The following is a 16,649-nucleotide window of genomic DNA, read 5'->3' as shown; positions in this document are numbered from 1 at the left end:
CAGTTCACCCAGCCACGTAGTTTGCACTAGAGCCTTTCCGCGAAGTGCTATAAACTGAAGATACAGAGAAAATTCTTTGGGTGACCGGATGGGATGCTTTAAGAACGGAATTGTCTTTATTGGAAATACGAAGGGGAAGGGGATTTCTGATGTTAGATGAAAAGTACTTGAATTTATTGGCGGAAAAATACGACTGTGAAGAAAAAGTGGCAACTGAAATCATTAACCTGGAAGCGATACTGGATTTGCCGAAGGGGACGGAGCATTTTGTCAGTGACTTGCATGGCGAGTATCAGGCGTTCCAGCATGTGCTGCGCAATGGTTCCGGCAATGTGAAAGTCAAAATCCGGGATCTTTTTGAAGGGGAAATGCCTGAAGAAGAACTCAACGAATTTGCGACATTGGTTTATTACCCGGAAGAGAAATTGCAATTGATCAAAAGCGAATTCACCAGCAAAAAGAATCTGCGGGAATGGTACGTCGAGACTATTGAGCGTCTGTTGAAACTGGTCGCTTATGCGTCTTCGAAATACACCCGTTCGAAATTGCGCAAAGCGCTGCCGAAGCAATTCTATTACATTATTGAAGAGCTGCTGTACAAGACGGACGAGTTTACAAACAAGAAGGAATACTACGAGAAAATGGTCGAGCAAATCATTTCCCTCGGCCAAACTGATAAGCTGATCATCGGACTGGCTTACACGACGCAGCGATTGGTTGTGGACCATCTTCATGTCGTGGGGGATATTTACGACCGCGGCCCGGCCCCGCATAAAATCGTCGATACGCTCATTGATTACCATTCGGTGGACGTCCAGTGGGGGAACCACGATGCCCTGTGGCTCGGTGCCTATGCAGGATCGAAAGTTTGCTTGGCGAACATCGTCCGGATCTGTGCGCGCTACAACAACCTGGACATTATCGAAGACGCCTATGGCATCAACTTGCGGCCGCTTGTGAACCTGGCTGAGAAATACTACGAGGACAATCCGGTTTTCCGTCCGAAGCGGATTTCAGATGAGCTATTGACTGAGCAGGAACAGCTGCAAATCACCAAGATCCATCAAGCGATTTCCATCATCCAGTTCAAACTGGAAAGCCCGATCATTAAAAGGCGCCCGTGCTTTGACATGGAAGACCGCCTGTTATTAGAAAAAGTCGATTACACCAATAAAGAAGTCACGCTCAACGGTACAACGTATAAGCTTGAAAACACGTGCTTTGCAACGGTCAACCCGGAGCGGCCGGAAGAATTGCTGGAAGAAGAAGCGCAAGTGATGGACAAGCTGCTGTTCTCGATTCAGCATTCGGAAAAACTGGCGCGCCATATGAATTTCCTGATGAAAAAAGGCAGCCTGTATATGCGCTATAACGGCAATCTGCTGATTCATGGCTGCATTCCGCTGGAAGAAAACGGCGACATGAAGGAAATGAAGATCGAAGGCAAAACTTACGCGGGACGCGAGCTGCTCGATGTTTTCGAGCATTACCTGCGCTACGCATTCGCCCATCCGGAAGAAACCGATGATTTTGCGACTGATATGGTGTGGTACCTGTGGACAGGGGAAAATTCCTCGCTTTTCGGCAAACGGGAAATGACGACGTTCGAGCGTTACTTTATCAAAGAAAAAGAAACGCATAAAGAACGAAAAAACCCGTATTACCATTTGCGGGAAGATGAAGCAATGTGCCGCAAGATGCTTGCGGAATTCGATTTGAATCCCGATTACGGACGCATCATCAACGGCCATACGCCGGTAAAAGAAATCGACGGCGAAAACCCGATCAAAGCGAACGGCAAAATGATCGTCATCGATGGCGGCTTCTCCAAAGCCTATCAATCCACCACCGGAATCGCGGGCTATACTTTGCTCTACAATTCCTTCGGCATGCAGCTCGTCGCCCACCAGCACTTCAATTCGAAAAAAGAAGTCTTGAGCAATGAAACCGACGTCTTATCGGTGAAACGGCTAGTTGACGAAGAATTGGAACGGAAAAAAGTGCGGGAAACGAATATCGGGGAAAAGTTATTGCAGGAAATTGCTGACTTAAGAAACTTGAGAAAGCACCGGTATATGAAGTGATATAAATGAAGGTGAGAAGCACAATCGGCGATTAGCAGCCGGTTGTGCTTTTTGTTTGAGTTGCTTTTTCATGATTGTGTTGTTCCTAGGCGAACGGCTTTTCCATTTAGGATTTTGAACTTGGATCATAGAGAGACTCTCTACCGCTAGTGCTGGTTAAACTCCAGACAGGTCATGTTAACCTCTCACTAGTTCATGTTGAATTTTCCACACTTCATGTTAACTCCAATTTAGTTCATGTTAACTCCGCAGAAACCCTTGTTAACAGATAAAACCAGCTCCCCAAACCAAAAAAGATCCGAAGCACAGGAGCGCTTCGGATCTTTCTACAGGCTGTTATTTCTTCGCTTGCCCTTTGTTCGTGACGACTGTGTAATTGCCTAGTTCGTTGATGCTTAGCGTGAACGTTGAGCCGTTCAATTCGCCTTGGATGATTTTCCATTTGCCTTGTGCGTCTTCGCGTGCACCGAATTGGACTTTGATGCTGCTGTCCGTGTCGAATGCCAGTTCTACACTTGACGTGAATTGGACAGGAATTTCATTGCCTTCTGCGTCTGTAATCGCCATGTTGATTTGCTGCGCTAATGCTGGTCGGCTGTCTACTGTAGCCGCATCTTCAACTGCTAACGCAAGATTGAAGCCTTCACCAGCTGCTGCTGCGATTTGCTGTAGATTAGCTGCTGACAAAGTCAAATCAGCAGTCGGCAAGTCGATCAATAGATCTTTGCCGCTTTCGAGCAATGCTGCGATCGTGCCTTCTGTGAATTCAATTGTTAATTCGCCTGCTTCGTTGAATTCGCCAGCTTTGACGACTGCTTCTTCACCTGACAGGTCAGGATCCGCTTCTTGCTCGCCAGGAACTGTCGGTTCGACGTAAGCGCCAGCTACGATGCGCCCTTCAACAACAGGGTTAACGTTTTCTAATGACGTAATGTGGTCAACGAACATATCGAAATCCGTGAATCCTGGCTCGGATACGCGTCCATCTTTATAAGCTGCGCCGAATGACGTATAGCCATCGCCGCCTGCAGCTACGAATGTATTCGTTGCTACTTTGTAGTTTTTAGCAAGGTCTAATGCAGTGAACGCATCGCCTTCTTTAACACTTACTGAAGTAACGCGCGATCCTACTGCTTTAGCTGGATCGAATGTGAACTTCATGCCCGCAACGTGAAGGAATGCACCCAATTCATTCGGATATTGGGAAACACTGTGCTCTAGAGCCGTTTTCAGCTCAGCGCCAGTCAAGTCCATGATGGCAAGCGAGTTGCCGAATGGCAACGTCGTCAAGACTTCACCGTACGTGATTGGTCCAGCATTGATTGATGCACGGATGCCGCCGCCGTTTTGAACAGCAATCACTGTTTCAGCGTCAACGGTTTTCGCTTTCGCAAGCATGCCGTCTGTGATCAAGTTTCCAAGGTTCGTTTCAGAAGAGCGTACACCGACTCCGTCTCCAGGAGTTTGGCTGCGTCCGCCGTTAAGAAAAACGTCAGCTTCAGCGCCTGTTGGCTGAGTTTTGATTGCATTGATTTCATCTGAATACTTTTTAAGTGCCGCTGCTACTTCTGCATCCGGCGTCAGTGTAGTTGCAGCTACATCATGCAAAACGCCTGTGTGGCTTGTGATAACGCCGGCATCGTCAAAAGTGACGTCCAATTGCCCAAGGAATTTGCCGTACTCGTTAGCTTGCACGATGACAATCGGGTCGCCGTTTTCCACAACAATTGGAGGCTGGACTTTCGTATGAGTGTGCCCGCCAACAATGATGTCGATTCCTGGAACTTCTGCAGCCAATGTCATGTCGTTGTCGTAATTCACTGAATCATTAAGGCCGATGTGCGTAAGCGCGATGATCTTGTCTACGCCTTCCGCTTCAAAAGCCGCTACAGCTTCTTCAGCCGCTTCGATGTAATTCGAGAACGTCACATCGCCGGGGCTTGAAATGTTTACTGTCTCTGCTGTCGTCAAACCGAAGATCCCGACTTCTTCGCCGTCGATTTCTTTGATGATGCCGTTGTAAATTTCACCGTCTTCAAATACTCTTGTATATTCAGCATTCTGGTAATCCTTGATAAAGGTGTTCTGTGAAAAGTCCGCGTTTGCCGATACGAATGGCAAGCCTGCAGCAAACATGAATTCACTAAGTGCCTGATGGCCATCCGTTGCACCAAGGTCAAATTCATGGTTTCCGAAAGTCATGGCGTCATAGCCCATCAAATTCATCATTTCCGCATCCGCTTGGCCCTGGAATGTGTTGAAGTAAAGTGTTCCTGAGAAAACATCTCCCGCATCAAGCAATAGATTATTCGGTTTTTTCGAGCGGATATCATTGATGATTCCGGCGCGCTTGGCCACTTGGTCCAAGTTCGCGTGCGTGTCATTCGTGTGCATGATCGTCAGCTCGAAATCACCTTCTGCTGCTTGTACGTTGCCCGGAGCTTGAACTCCGATGACGCTAGCTGTCAATACAGCCGCAATCGCGGTTTTAAAGACTTTTCCTTTCATTCGACACCATCCTTAGTTTTTTTTGAGCGATTGGCGGATACCGGGCTGTTGCCTGTGCACACAAGCACTGCGGCAAATTGTCTTTCGATGTATTTCCAACACAGCAAGTAAGCGCAATCATTCATTTTCAGTTTAGCATGTCCCATTTACAGGAACAACAAAATTTTATAATCTTTTGCCTTTTAAATAAGTCTTTATGCCCTCTTTACGTCCAGTTAATAAAACCTATAGTTTGCAACTTGAAATTTGGGAGGGGAATAGGCCCGGAACCGCTTTATTTGTGAGGTTCACATGGAGCAATGCAAATATAAAAGCGGTAGACTGCCAGTGAAACTGCTAGTGGACGAAGAAGTGGAAAGAAACAATTCTAAGCGATGTTGCACATACAAAAACCAATCGGTGAAGTACTGCTATCCGAGCTTTCACATTACAATTCATGACCGTCTCAAATGAAAATAACTGAATATAGTGACATTTTACACCTTCTATAAACTCCGCATAGTGTATACATGCCAATAGATTGGGGCGTTTATTGTGCAAAATAATGGAATGAAGCCTGTAGCAAATAAGACTTCTTCCACCGATAAATAATGCTAAACTATTCTCATAACGAGTTATACAGGAGGGCAGCTATGGAAACCTGGTTTGGTGCAACGTCCGACTATCCTTTTGAGTTTTTTTCCCTTAGCCACTTGCTGGCGTTAAGCGTAGCCTTCATTGGACTCCTTTGCATTATCCTGTTGAAAGATAGATTAGGAGTGAAAGCTCAGCTGTTCCAACGGCTGCGCTGGCTATTGCTTGCCATTCTGATTTTCTCGGAAGTTTCCTACCAGTATTGGGCCATTACACATGATCTTTGGAGTTTCAGCCGCCATGTGCCGCTTCACTTATGTGGAATCGCCTCTATTACTGCCATGGCCGGCTTGCTGACATTGCGGCCTTTTTGGATTCAGGTCTCATTTTTTATCGGGATTGTTCCGGCTGTGCTGGCCTTATTGACCCCCGAATTGCCTTACGATTATCAACATTACCGGTTTTGGAAATTCTTTATCCATCACACCGCGATTTCTTGGGCTTGCTTGTTTCTGGGATTGGTCTTTCCAAGCACCATCACCATCCGTTCGGTGTTTTCCGTTTATGCATTGCTGCTTGTTTACGCCGCAGTTATCGGTTTCCTTGTGAACCCCATGACGGAATCCAATTATCTCTACTTGGATCGTCGGCCTTCCACTGCTTCTCTATTGGATTTTTTTGGAGACGGCCTTTGGTATTACATCAATTTGTGTTTGGCCGCCTTACTCCTGTTTTTTATGCAGTACTTGATATTCCAAAAGCTCTTTAAAAAAGCGTCTAAGCGGAAAAGGGTATTCTAAAGGAATCTGATCATACATTGCAATTTATACTGCATCTATCGCTGCTGAAAAGAAATCAATGTTTTTCTAAGCGGAACATAAAGTAAAACTTGAAATTTACCAATTCGTATATAAAAGATAAGAACTCATCTCAAATGAACTTATGGGAGGGGCAAGATGTCTGCAAAAGTAAGAAGTAAGATCCAATAAAATGAAAAGCACAAAGGGCTAGTCTTTAGCCCTTTGTGCTTTTTTGCTATTAGCCAAGCAGCACCAGAGCGTCCAAGAAAAATTCTTCTTCAATCCGATTTTCAGGTTCAATATAATGAAAAAATATAGAAATGAAGGAATCTTTTCTATTTACAATTATCAGAAAAAGGAATAAACTATTAAAAAGTTTCCTTTAGGAAAAACAATTCAACTAGCAACAAACAATGTCGGGAGGGAATAAAATGGCTTATGCACTCGTATTAAAAAATGTCCACGTCTCTTACCACGGCAAAGCAGCGATCCAAGAAATTGATTTAAGGGTTGAACAAGGAAACATCTTAGGAATTATCGGGCCTAACGGTGCTGGGAAGTCGACTCTGTTAAAGGCATTATTGAACCTCGTGCCGATTGATAAGGGCAGCATTGAGATATTGGGAAGTACGTTGAAGGAGAACCGCAAAAAAATCGCGTACGTTCCGCAGCGAAGCGAGTTTGACTGGGATTTTCCCATCCATGTTCTTGATACCGTCTTGATCGGAACTTATCCGACTCTGGGGCTATTCAAGCGTCCAAAGAAAAAAGAAAAAGAGTGGGCTTACGCGTGTTTGGAACAAGTGGGCATGGAGAAATTTGCAGATCGACAAATCGGGGAACTTTCCGGGGGCCAGCAACAGCGCGTATTTCTCGCACGAGCGCTAGCACAAAATGCCGACCTGTTCTTTTTGGATGAACCTTTTGTCGGCATTGACGTTTCTAGCGAAGAAACGATTATCAATCTTTTGAAAGATTTAAAAGATCAAGGGAAAACGGTAGTAGTCATCCACCATGATTTAAGCAAAGCGAATGATTATTTTGATCAATTACTGTTACTGAACAAACAGGTAATTCATTTCGGAAACCCTCAGGAAGTATTGCGTCCAGAAATCATCCTGAAAGCGTACGAACGAGAATTGTCCTTTTTGCATGAAGTAGGGGTGAGCTGATCATGGCTTTTATCGAGGGGATTATCCAATATGACTTTTTGCAAAAGGCGTTAATGACTTCTATCATGGTCGGCGTCATTTGCGGCGTCATCGGCTGCTTTATCATTTTACGCGGCATGGCATTGATGGGAGATGCGATTTCACATGCGGTGTTGCCGGGAGTGGCCATCGCCTATGCACTGGGCATTAATTTCTTCTTTGGTGCTGTGTTCACAGGGGTTTTAACCGCAATCGGAATCGGCTTTGTCAGCCAAAACAGCCGCATCAAACAAGATACATCAATCGGCATCATGTTTACAGCTGCATTCGCTTTAGGCGTTATCCTGATTACAGTACTCGAAAGCAGCACGGATTTGTATCATATTTTGTTTGGCAATGTATTGGCAGTCCGGCCATCGGATATGTGGATCACGCTCGGTACCGGAGTGCTTGTATTAGCCGCGGTTTATCTTTTTTACAAAGAGCTTCTTGTCACATCTTTTGATCCGACAATGGCAGAAGTTTACGGGCTTCCAGTGAGGCTCATCCATTATTTCTTAATGACGCTGCTGACGATGGTGACAGTCGCTTCTTTGCAGACAGTTGGTATTGTACTGGTCGTAGCCATGCTCATTACGCCGGCGGCAACTGCTTATCTGCTGACAGATCGGTTATCGGTGATGATTTTTCTCTCAGCTGCCATAGGAGCAAGTGCTTCTGTCATCGGCCTGTATTTCAGCTTCACTTATAATTTGGCGTCAGGCGCTACGATTGTACTTGCAGCAACAGCGCTATTCTTTTTGGCTTTCCTGTTTTCTCCTAAACAAGGGGTGATTTGGAGAGAACTGAGTGCCAAGAAAAAACAGAACAAGTTGATGACTTAAAATTTACAAAAGGGGAGCATACCGATGAGAAATCATAAGCAGTTTTTAGTTATTAGTCTTTTATTGCTTCTTGCTTTGGGAGGGTGTGGAAGCGATCCATACCAAAACAACGCGGCAAGCGAAAATGAAAATACCATACAGGTAGTCACCACCTACTCCATTATTTACGATATTGTCCGAAATGTAGGAGGAGACCGGGTGGAGATTCATAGCTTGGCTCCGGTCGGATCCAATCCGCATGAATACGATCCGCTGCCAAGGGATGTACAAAAAACAACCGATGCCGATGCCGTCTTCTATAACGGCTTGAATCTTGAAGCAGGGAATTCCTGGTTTGAAAAACTCCTGGACACTGCTGGCAAAACAGGAGAGGATGCACCCGTATTTGCACTAAGCAAAGGGGTCGAGCCAATGTTTTTGACGACTGAAGGCAAAGAAGGCGAAGAAGATCCTCATGCCTGGCTTGATGTGCAAAATGGCATTAAATACGCAGAAAATGCAAGGGACGCATTCATTAAGATCGATCCGGAACATGCGGAAGAATACGAGCAAAATGCGGAAGCCTATATTGGCGAGTTAGAAGCGCTTCATCAAAATGCCATTGAACGGTATAGCGAAATTCCAGAAGAGCAACGTACTTTTGTAACGAGCGAAGGCGCATTTAAATATTTCAGCCAAGCGTATGATTTCCAAGCAGAATATATTTGGGAAATCAATCAGGAAAATCAAGGAACACCCAAGCAGATTACGCATATAGTGGACCTTATTGAAGAACAGAATATCGAAGGCTTATTTTTAGAAACCAGTATCGACCCTCGCAGCATGGAAGCGGTCTCAAGAGAAACCGGGATGGAAATCAAAGGGAAAGTATTCACCGATTCGATTGGGAAACCAGGAGAAGAAGGCGATACGTATATCAAAATGATGGAATGGAATATCGACACTATTTTGAATGGGCTGACTAACTAAAGGGAATATTTTAGCGGTTATAAGTTGAACAAAATATGTTGATATTGATAAACCGCTTTGGGCGCTTTGGGCAGAGCAAAGACGATTGTTTCTGTCCCGGCTACGCTAGCTTCGGGACATGAAAAAGCGTTGCATCGCTGCGCTAGCTTCGAAGCAAAGGAAATGGTCCAAATTGCATTTGGCCATCTCCTTGCCTAGTCCCTTGACGCGCCTCCGCTAAGAGATTTCTCGATATGAAGCAAAACAGCGGTGACGCCCGCGGCAAAAAAACATGTGCCCCTATCTCTGCATCTAAAATACACCTTTATTGTTAGACGACCATCTAACGAATAAGGGTGTATTTTTATTGGGAAGTTGAGTGGATTGCCTATTCATACGGACTTAAAAAGTTACATTTTTGCGCGCTTCTAAAAAATATTCAACTTTAAAAATCACATCATAAACAGGCCACTATAATTTATAAATAGTTTTGTTCCAAGTATTATCCATTAGATTACCTCCTAGGAAGCTATTATCCCTTTACGCTATCTTTCTTCAATAATTAGAATAGTTAAAATAATACAGAAATATTTCACAAATAGAAGAAATTGAAATATGGCTGTAATCAGTGGTAGAGGTTTAACTGATATACTAAGTGGGTTAGAGGTTTGAGAAGTAAACTCTTACATAAGATTATTTCTAAGCCAATTAATAGATTTCTACACATAGAAAATACTTTCTTACATTATTATCAATCATATATAGCAATATCAGAAAGATATCGGAAGGGGAAAAAATACTTGATTTCGAAATGGATGATGACCAGTTTATCTTCAATATTAGCCATATCCATTTTAGTCCCAACGGCTAATGCAGATAACCTGGATAAATTAGAAGAGAAAAAACAAGAAGCCCAGCAACAGCAAAGCGAACTAAATTCGGGCATCAATGAAAAAGAGGGGCAACTCAATCAGAATGCTACGAAATTGGAGCAGCTTGCGGCGAAAATAGCAGATTTGAATACCCAAATTACCGAAACAGAAGCAAAGATCAATCAGGTGCAATCCGAAATCAAAGGGACAAAATCCGAAATCGATGAATTGAGAAAATCGATTGAAGAACTTGAACAAAAGATTGCGGAGCGTACAGGACTGCTTAAGGAACGGGCTCGTGCCATCCAATTAAGCGGGGGATCGGTCGAATATCTCGACGTCCTGCTTGGCGCCAATAGTTTCGTTGATTTCATTGACCGTTTTTCTGCAGTCAACGCGCTGATTGAAGCGGATCGTGAGATTATGCAAAATCAGGCGGATGACAAAAAAGCATTGGCCGAACAAAAAACGCAAGTTGAAAGCAAGCTTAATGACCAGGAAACACGCCGTTCGGAACTGGTCGGGTTAAAAGCTTCGTTTGATGGACAGAAAAAAGAGCAAGCCGGCCTGGTAAATGAGCTGGAAGCCGAACAACAAAGGTTAGCGACAGAAAAAGGCAGCCTAGAGATTAAATTCAGTGAAGTAATCGAAATCAGCGAAGACTTGGAAAAACAAATCGCTGATGAGCAAGCCCGCTTGGCTGAAATTGCAAGAAAAGCGGAAGAAGAACGTCTTCGAAAAATAGCAGCTGAAAAAGCTGCTGCAGAAGCACGGGCACAAGCTGCGGCGGCAGAGGCACGAGCACAGGCTGTTGCAGAAGCACGAGCACAAGCTGTTGCAGAAGCACGAGCACAAGCAGCTGAAGAAGCGCGCGCTCAAGCCACAGCAAAAGATGAAGCAGAGGCACTCGCTCAATCGGCAGAAGAAGAGGCGTTAGCACAGGCCGCTGCTGAAGAAGCACGCGCTGCAGAGGCTCGGGAAGCTGCCAGCAGTTCCAAGGCTTCAGCTGTTCCGGCAGCGATAACAGAAAGTCCTTCTGTAAGCCCAATCCCTGCAGCCGCAGTTGCTCCTTCTTCTGGAGCAATGTTTATCAGACCGGTTGCTGGCCGATACTCATCCGGCTACGGTGGACGGGATATCGGAGAAGGTGCTGAATCGCATTTAGGGCAAGATATAGCAAATGCTACCGGCACACCGATTTCTGCGTCAGCGTCCGGTTATGTTTCTTTTGCCGGCGTGATGGGTGGATACGGAAATGTCGTCATTCTTACCCATTCGATCAATGGCCAATCCTATGCGACTGTTTACGCTCACATGAACGCGATTAGCGTATCAGCTGGCCAAGCCGTTTCACAAGGCCAAACGGTCGGTTTGCTTGGTTCGACAGGACGCTCGACCGGTCCGCATCTACATTTTGAAATTCATATTGGTTCATGGAACGGATCGCGTTCTAATGCGGTAAATCCAATGAATTATCTACAATAATAGTGAAAACGGCGTGCTTTTAACTAAAGCATGCTGTTTTTTTTTTGACTTTGGTTTTGGAAATCTTTTGATAAAAAAGTTGACGGAATTCAAAACTAAATCTGGCGAATTCCGTTAGTTTGATAGTCGGATACACGCATTGAAATATAATGGAGCCATTTGGCTAGTTATCAATGAATGACATGTTTCCTTGAAGGCGTATACGAAAATATCGATTTGAAAAGCGTCCGGTTGGAATTAGAAAAAATACCTGGAGACCAATCGGTTCAGCAATTGCGCATTTGGTCAATTGACGGAGAAGAGAACGCAATGAACGTCCACCTCTATGCAAAAAGGGACGGACTTGAAGATGCCCGAACCATTGAACAACTTGTTAGGGAAGCAACAGCTGAACTAAATATTGGATTTTCTACAATAGAGATGGAAGGGGTAAATGAATAGTTCCAAGCTTTTTGGAGCTGGGATCCAAATTGATAGTGGGGGTAGGAAAGGAGGGGGAGCGAGCATACCCATTCTCACAATCAAAATAAAAAATACGAAATAAATTCGCCTTCTGAAGCTGGTCTAACAATTTCGAAAACAGCAATTACTTTCAAAAAAAGGTTTGACAGCATTTAGGATGTCCTATACTATTAAATCCAAGCCAATACACAACTTCATATGGAACATTATCAAGAGAGACCGAGGGACAGGCCCGAAGACGTCCAGCAACCCCCAGCACGAGCTGGGAAGGTGCTAAATCCTGCAGAATGATTTCATTCTGAAAGATAAACCAATTCCATTTACGGTGCCTCTTTCTATATGAAAGAGGCATTTTTTTATTGGTAGGAAAGAGGAGGACCATCATGATCAGCATACAAAACCTATCAAAAGACTATAAAACGAAAAGAGGTCTGGTGACCGGCGTAGACAACGTCACGCTGACCATTAACGAAGGCGAAATTTTCGGCATCGTCGGCTACTCGGGAGCGGGGAAAAGTTCGCTGCTGCGCTGCATGAATTTATTGGAACAGCCGACAAGCGGCGAAATTGAAGTGGACGGCTTGAACCTGACCCACCTTCGCGGCGAAAAGCTTCGGCAGGCACGGCTGAAAATCGGCATGATCTTTCAGCATTTCTATTTGATCAGCCAAAAGACGGTCGGCGAAAACGTCGCGTTTGCGCTGAAAGCGGCCAAGCGGCCAAAAGAAGAGTCGGCGAAACGGGTCGACGAATTGCTGGACATGGTCGGATTGGCGGATAAGAAAGACGTCTATCCCGCACAGCTGAGCGGCGGGCAAAAGCAGCGCGTCGGCATTGCACGGGCGTTGGCGAACAACCCGTCGGTCCTGCTTTGCGACGAAGCCACATCCGCGCTTGACCCGAATACCACGCTGTCGATCCTGCGGCTGTTGAAAAAGATAAACCGGGAACTGAACATCACGATTGTCCTCATCACCCATGAAATGAACGTCGTCAAAGAAATCTGCGATCGGATGGCGGTCATGCAGGACGGCAGGGTCATCGAAGAAGGAGAAGTCTACGACATCTTTTCGGATCCCAAAACCGATTTAACGAAGGAATTCATTTCTTCTGTCGTGTCGTTTGATGTGCCGCAGCCGATTCTTGATGCGTGTACAGGAAGCATCATCAAAGTGCAGTTCAAGGGAGCGGTGGCCGGAGAAGGCGTCATCACCGATACCGTCCAGCATTTTGATGTCAAAGGAAACTTTCTCCACGGTACCATCGAATATATACAGGAAAAGCCGCTCGGTTTGTTCTTGATGGAAATCCAAGGGCAGCCGGAAAATATCAGGAGGGCCATCACCTATATGGAAGGCCGTGGCGCAAAAGTGGAGGTGATTAAAAATGGGCTTTGATTTTCAGCATATGATCGAATTATGGCCGGATATTTCAAAAGCATTCGGCGAAACCTTATACATGATCGGCGTGTCGCTCGCGATTGCCATTGTCGTCGGATTGCCGCTCGGCATCGTGTTGTTTGTCACCGACAAAGGGCTGTTTCTGGAAAACCGGGTGATCAAATCGATTCTCGGATTTACCGTCAATATGGTGCGGTCGATTCCGTTCATCATTCTGCTCGTTGCTTTGATTCCGTTGACCAAGCTATTGGTGGACTCGACCATCGGGCCAGCGGCAGCAAGCGTATCGCTATCAGTCGCAGCCATCCCATTTTTCGCCCGCATCGTCGAAACGTCGCTGCGCGAAATCGATAAAGGGGTCATTGAAGCCGCTGTTGCGGTCGGCGCTACGCCGTGGATGATCATCAAAGATGTGCTGTTGCCGGAAGCGAAGCCGGGCATCATCCAAGGCGTCACGATCACAATCATCTCTTTGGTTGCCTACTCCGCTATGGCGGGAGTCGTAGGCGGTGGCGGCATCGGCGATTTGGCGATCCGCTTCGGTTATTACCGCTACGACAATACCATCATGATCGTCACCGTCGTCATCTTGATCGTTCTCGTCCAAATTCTTCAGCAACTTGGAGACTGGACATCCAAAGCAATAGACAAACGATAATAAAAGGAGAGAAACTCACATGAAAAAATTCATCTTACCAGCTATCCTGCTCATCCTGCTTGCCTTGCTCGCCGCATGCGGCGGTGGTGGTGAAGAATCGAACACCGACAGCAAATCCATCAAACTCGGCGGAACGGCCGGCCCTTATAGCGACATGCTGAACGAGGCATTCAAACCAGCTCTTGAAGAAAAAGGCTACGAAGTGGAAATTGTTGAATTCAGCGATTACATTCAGCCGAATAACGCCTTGGATAATGGCGACCTCGACGCCAACTTGTTCCAGCACTCGATTTACCTGGAAAACTTCTCGACAGAAAACGGCATGGACCTGACCGGTTTGATCACCGTGCCAACAGCGCCAATGGGCATTTATTCCAACATCTTTAAGTCAATCGAAGAAATCAAAGACGGCGCAACTATCGCTATTCCGAACGATCCGGTCAACGCTGCGCGGACGTTCTTGGTGTTGCAGGACCACGGCTTGATCACACTCGATCCGGCAGCTGAAGAATTGACGGTTTCTGAAAAAGACATCGATGAAAATACGAAAAACCTTGTGTTCCAGCCAATCGAAGCAGGCGGCTTGCCGCGTGCTGTTGAAAGCTCGGACTTGGCAGCTGTGCCAGGAAACTTTGCGCTGGCGGCTGAAATGGACCTGCAGGATGCGCTTGTTCTTGAAGACATGCCGGACCAATACCGTAACTTAGTGGCGGTCAAGACGGAAAACAAAGACACGCAATTAGCCAAAGATTTAGTGGAAATTGTGGAGTCTCCGGAATTTGAAGCTTTGATCGATTCCGATTTCGAAGGCTTCGGCAAACCGGAATGGATGGAATCTCGCTAATCAAGGAGGGGACAAGAATGGAAGGAATCATTGTAAAAGGTGCACCGGCTGAATATATCTGCAATCCCGGTGTGCTCGACGGACTCGAAGATAAGTTGATGAGACGAAACATTAAAAAAGTGCTGATCCTGACTGGCACAAAATCCTGGCAAGCGCTGCGTCCCTTCTTTCCGGAACTGGATGGAGTTGAAGCTGCATTTGAAATTTACCAGGGAGAAAGTTCGCTTGCAGAAATCGACCGGGTTGCAGGCCTCGCTAAGTCATTAGGAGCCGATGCGATCATCGGAGCCGGCGGCGGCAAAGTCCTGGATATCGCGAAAGGCGTCGCTCATGAAAACGGCATCTCGTTGGTGCTGATTCCGACACTCGCATCGAATTGCGCACCGTGGACCCCGCTCAGCGTTATCTACACAGACGAAGGGGCAATGACCCATTACACGGTTTTCCCAGGAAGCGTCGACCTGCTTTTGGTCGAACCCCAAGTATTGATTGATGCACCGGTTCCGATGCTTGTCGCCGGTATCGGCGACACCATCGCGAAATGGTTCGAGGCGGACGTCCAGCTCAGCCGCTTTGAAGACCCGCCGGTTGCCTTGAAGATTGCCCATTACACCGCGAAACTATGCGCCGACGAAATGTTTGAACATGCGGAAGCCGCAATTGCCGATGCCAAGCAGCGAAAGCTGTCCGCCGCGTTCATCAAGGTGGCCGAAACCATCATTATGCTTGGCGGCATGGTCGGAGGCTTCGGTGATAAATATGGCCGCGTAGCAGGTGCGCATGCCATTCACAACGCCATGACCATCGCACCCGAATCACATCAGGCGCTGCATGGCGACAAAGTGGCATACGGAGTGCTCGTGCAATTGCTACTGGAAGAGAAACCGGCAGAAGCCGAAGGGTTGATGGCATTCTATCAAAAAATCGGCTTGCCGGTGTCACTCAAGGACTTAGAAATACCAAGCCGCTGGATCGATGAAATTGCCGTCCAGGCGGTTCGGGAAAACGAAACGATTCATGTGTTGAAAGAAGAGCCGATTCGGGCAACTGACGTGGCGGCAGTTATGAGAAAGCTTGAAGAGCCAGCGGTCTTAAATGAAATCGGACCTTCTGAGAGAACAGCTTCGGAACGGCACCTTCACATTTAAAACGCTCTTAATTGGGCTTGAAACTATCCGTGAAAGTAAAAAGAAGAACGATCGTAAAGTGTGGTGCACTTTACGGTCGTTCTTTTTGGCGTTTTCAGCTCTTTTGAATTGTTCCGCTCCCAAGGAACAAAGACATTCAGGGATTTAGTTTCAAAATAGATATTGAGCAGAACATTTTAGGGTATTTAGTTACTAAATGAAAAGGAGCTGAAGAACATGATTTCAATCGATCCGAAGCAAAACACTGAGCGGGACAATTATAAATTATTGGTCGGGTCCATTATTCCGCGGCCTATTGCGTTTGTGACGACCCAATCGGAAGCGGGAGTTGTCAACGGGGCACCATTCAGCTATTTCAATATCGTTTCGTCCAATCCGCCGATGGTGTCATTGGCCATTCAGCGGCCAAAGGGAGAACTGAAGGATACGGCCCGCAACATCTACGAAAGCGGGGAATTCGTTGTGCACATTGTGGACGGCGAAAATGTGGAAAAGATCAACGAAACTTCCGCATCCTTGCCACCCTCCGAAAGTGAAGTGGACACCTTCGGCCTGACACCCGTTCCGAGTACAGCGGTTTCAGTTCCGGGGATCACCGAATCGAAAGTGCGCATGGAATGCCGGTTGGTCCAGGCTGTGCCGTTTGGCGGCGAAGGCCCTGGCAGCGATTTGTTTATCGGCGAAATTGTCCAGTTCCATGTCGACGAGGCGATTTACGAAAACGGCCGCATTGATCCGAGAGGGCTGGGTGCCGTCAGCCGTTTGGCCGGCGCAAACTATGCCACCCTTGGTGAGATTTTTGAGCTAGCCAGACCGAAATGAAATTTGAGGA

13 protein-coding genes and 1 riboswitch are annotated in these 16,649 nt (G+C 46.3%); of the genes, 12 read left to right on the top strand and 1 reads right to left on the bottom strand.

The window, feature by feature from the left end; genetic code table 11:
- Nucleotides 1-149: 149 nt before the first annotated feature.
- Nucleotides 150-2,084, top strand: a complete 1,935-nt coding sequence (locus AC4EHB_RS12225; RefSeq protein ID WP_490981686.1) for a fructose-1,6-bisphosphatase — start codon at nt 150-152, stop codon at nt 2,082-2,084.
- A gap of 336 nt (nt 2,085-2,420) precedes the next feature.
- On the opposite strand, the gene AC4EHB_RS12220 is transcribed toward AC4EHB_RS12225, so the two are convergent.
- The gene (locus tag AC4EHB_RS12220; RefSeq protein ID WP_490981685.1) at nt 2,421-4,592 is read right to left on the bottom strand and encodes a bifunctional metallophosphatase/5'-nucleotidase; all 2,172 of its coding nucleotides are present in this window, start codon (nt 4,590-4,592) and stop codon (nt 2,421-2,423) included.
- Between the two features lie 632 nt (nt 4,593-5,224).
- Here AC4EHB_RS12220 and AC4EHB_RS12215 point away from each other — a divergent pair.
- The 11 genes from AC4EHB_RS12215 (at nt 5,225) to AC4EHB_RS12165 (ending at nt 16,639) form a co-directional block, all read left to right on the top strand.
- Nucleotides 5,225-5,965, top strand: a complete 741-nt coding sequence (locus tag AC4EHB_RS12215) for a YwaF family protein (RefSeq protein ID WP_490981684.1) — start codon at nt 5,225-5,227, stop codon at nt 5,963-5,965.
- 431 nt (nt 5,966-6,396) lie between these two features.
- The gene (locus tag AC4EHB_RS12210; RefSeq protein WP_490975783.1) at nt 6,397-7,137 is read left to right on the top strand and encodes a metal ABC transporter ATP-binding protein; all 741 of its coding nucleotides are present in this window, start codon (nt 6,397-6,399) and stop codon (nt 7,135-7,137) included.
- A gap of 2 nt (nt 7,138-7,139) precedes the next feature.
- Entirely contained in the window at nt 7,140-8,000 is an 861-nt protein-coding gene (locus tag AC4EHB_RS12205) for a metal ABC transporter permease (protein ID WP_490975784.1), read from the top strand.
- A 24-nt stretch (nt 8,001-8,024) separates the two neighbouring features.
- A complete protein-coding gene (locus AC4EHB_RS12200) occupies nt 8,025-8,969 on the top strand; it encodes a metal ABC transporter substrate-binding protein (RefSeq protein ID WP_490975785.1) in 945 nt (314 codons plus the stop codon).
- Nucleotides 8,970-9,763: 794 nt separating this feature from the next.
- Entirely contained in the window at nt 9,764-11,305 is a 1,542-nt protein-coding gene (locus tag AC4EHB_RS12195; protein WP_490981760.1) for a murein hydrolase activator EnvC family protein, read from the top strand.
- Nucleotides 11,306-11,482: 177 nt separating this feature from the next.
- The gene (locus tag AC4EHB_RS12190) at nt 11,483-11,746 is read left to right on the top strand and encodes a cation transporter dimerization domain-containing protein (protein WP_490981683.1); all 264 of its coding nucleotides are present in this window, start codon (nt 11,483-11,485) and stop codon (nt 11,744-11,746) included.
- 224 nt (nt 11,747-11,970) lie between these two features.
- Nucleotides 11,971-12,079, top strand: a riboswitch (SAM riboswitch).
- A 71-nt stretch (nt 12,080-12,150) separates the two neighbouring features.
- Nucleotides 12,151-13,164 (top strand): methionine ABC transporter ATP-binding protein, encoded by a 1,014-nt coding sequence (locus tag AC4EHB_RS12185; protein WP_490981682.1) that lies wholly within the window; start codon nt 12,151-12,153, stop codon nt 13,162-13,164.
- A complete protein-coding gene (locus tag AC4EHB_RS12180; protein WP_490981681.1) occupies nt 13,154-13,825 on the top strand; it encodes a methionine ABC transporter permease in 672 nt (223 codons plus the stop codon). Before AC4EHB_RS12185 ends, AC4EHB_RS12180 begins: the two co-directional genes overlap by 11 nt.
- Nucleotides 13,826-13,844: 19 nt before the next feature.
- Nucleotides 13,845-14,669: a MetQ/NlpA family ABC transporter substrate-binding protein gene (locus AC4EHB_RS12175; RefSeq protein ID WP_490981680.1), complete on the top strand. Its 825-nt coding sequence runs from the start codon at nt 13,845-13,847 to the stop codon at nt 14,667-14,669.
- A gap of 17 nt (nt 14,670-14,686) precedes the next feature.
- Nucleotides 14,687-15,817, top strand: coding sequence for an iron-containing alcohol dehydrogenase family protein (locus tag AC4EHB_RS12170; protein WP_490981679.1), 1,131 nt, complete (start codon nt 14,687-14,689; stop codon nt 15,815-15,817).
- Nucleotides 15,818-16,033: 216 nt separating this feature from the next.
- Nucleotides 16,034-16,639, top strand: coding sequence for a flavin reductase family protein (locus AC4EHB_RS12165; protein WP_490981678.1), 606 nt, complete (start codon nt 16,034-16,036; stop codon nt 16,637-16,639).
- The last annotated feature ends 10 nt before the right edge of the window (nt 16,640-16,649 follow it).

The sequence above is a fragment of the Planococcus sp. TJ-302 genome (genome assembly GCF_058268455.1).
Note: the sequence above shows the minus strand (reverse complement) of the source record. Positions and strands in the feature narration are given on the sequence as shown.

Excerpts from the sequence above, each read along its gene's own strand:
- AC4EHB_RS12180 (WP_490981681.1), top strand. The coding sequence starts at position 13,154 with ATGGGCTTTGATTTTCAGCATATGATCGAATTATGGCCGGATATTTCA.
- AC4EHB_RS12225 (WP_490981686.1), top strand. The coding sequence starts at position 150 with ATGTTAGATGAAAAGTACTTGAATTTATTGGCGGAAAAATACGACTGT.
- AC4EHB_RS12175 (WP_490981680.1), top strand. The coding sequence starts at position 13,845 with ATGAAAAAATTCATCTTACCAGCTATCCTGCTCATCCTGCTTGCCTTG.
- AC4EHB_RS12190 (WP_490981683.1), top strand. The coding sequence starts at position 11,483 with ATGACATGTTTCCTTGAAGGCGTATACGAAAATATCGATTTGAAAAGC.
- AC4EHB_RS12210 (WP_490975783.1), top strand. The coding sequence starts at position 6,397 with ATGGCTTATGCACTCGTATTAAAAAATGTCCACGTCTCTTACCACGGC.
- AC4EHB_RS12220 (WP_490981685.1), bottom strand. The coding sequence starts at position 4,592 with ATGAAAGGAAAAGTCTTTAAAACCGCGATTGCGGCTGTATTGACAGCT.
- AC4EHB_RS12200 (WP_490975785.1), top strand. The coding sequence starts at position 8,025 with ATGAGAAATCATAAGCAGTTTTTAGTTATTAGTCTTTTATTGCTTCTT.
- AC4EHB_RS12205 (WP_490975784.1), top strand. The coding sequence starts at position 7,140 with ATGGCTTTTATCGAGGGGATTATCCAATATGACTTTTTGCAAAAGGCG.
- AC4EHB_RS12215 (WP_490981684.1), top strand. The coding sequence starts at position 5,225 with ATGGAAACCTGGTTTGGTGCAACGTCCGACTATCCTTTTGAGTTTTTT.
- AC4EHB_RS12165 (WP_490981678.1), top strand. The coding sequence starts at position 16,034 with ATGATTTCAATCGATCCGAAGCAAAACACTGAGCGGGACAATTATAAA.
- AC4EHB_RS12185 (WP_490981682.1), top strand. The coding sequence starts at position 12,151 with ATGATCAGCATACAAAACCTATCAAAAGACTATAAAACGAAAAGAGGT.
- AC4EHB_RS12170 (WP_490981679.1), top strand. The coding sequence starts at position 14,687 with ATGGAAGGAATCATTGTAAAAGGTGCACCGGCTGAATATATCTGCAAT.
- AC4EHB_RS12195 (WP_490981760.1), top strand. The coding sequence starts at position 9,764 with ATGATGACCAGTTTATCTTCAATATTAGCCATATCCATTTTAGTCCCA.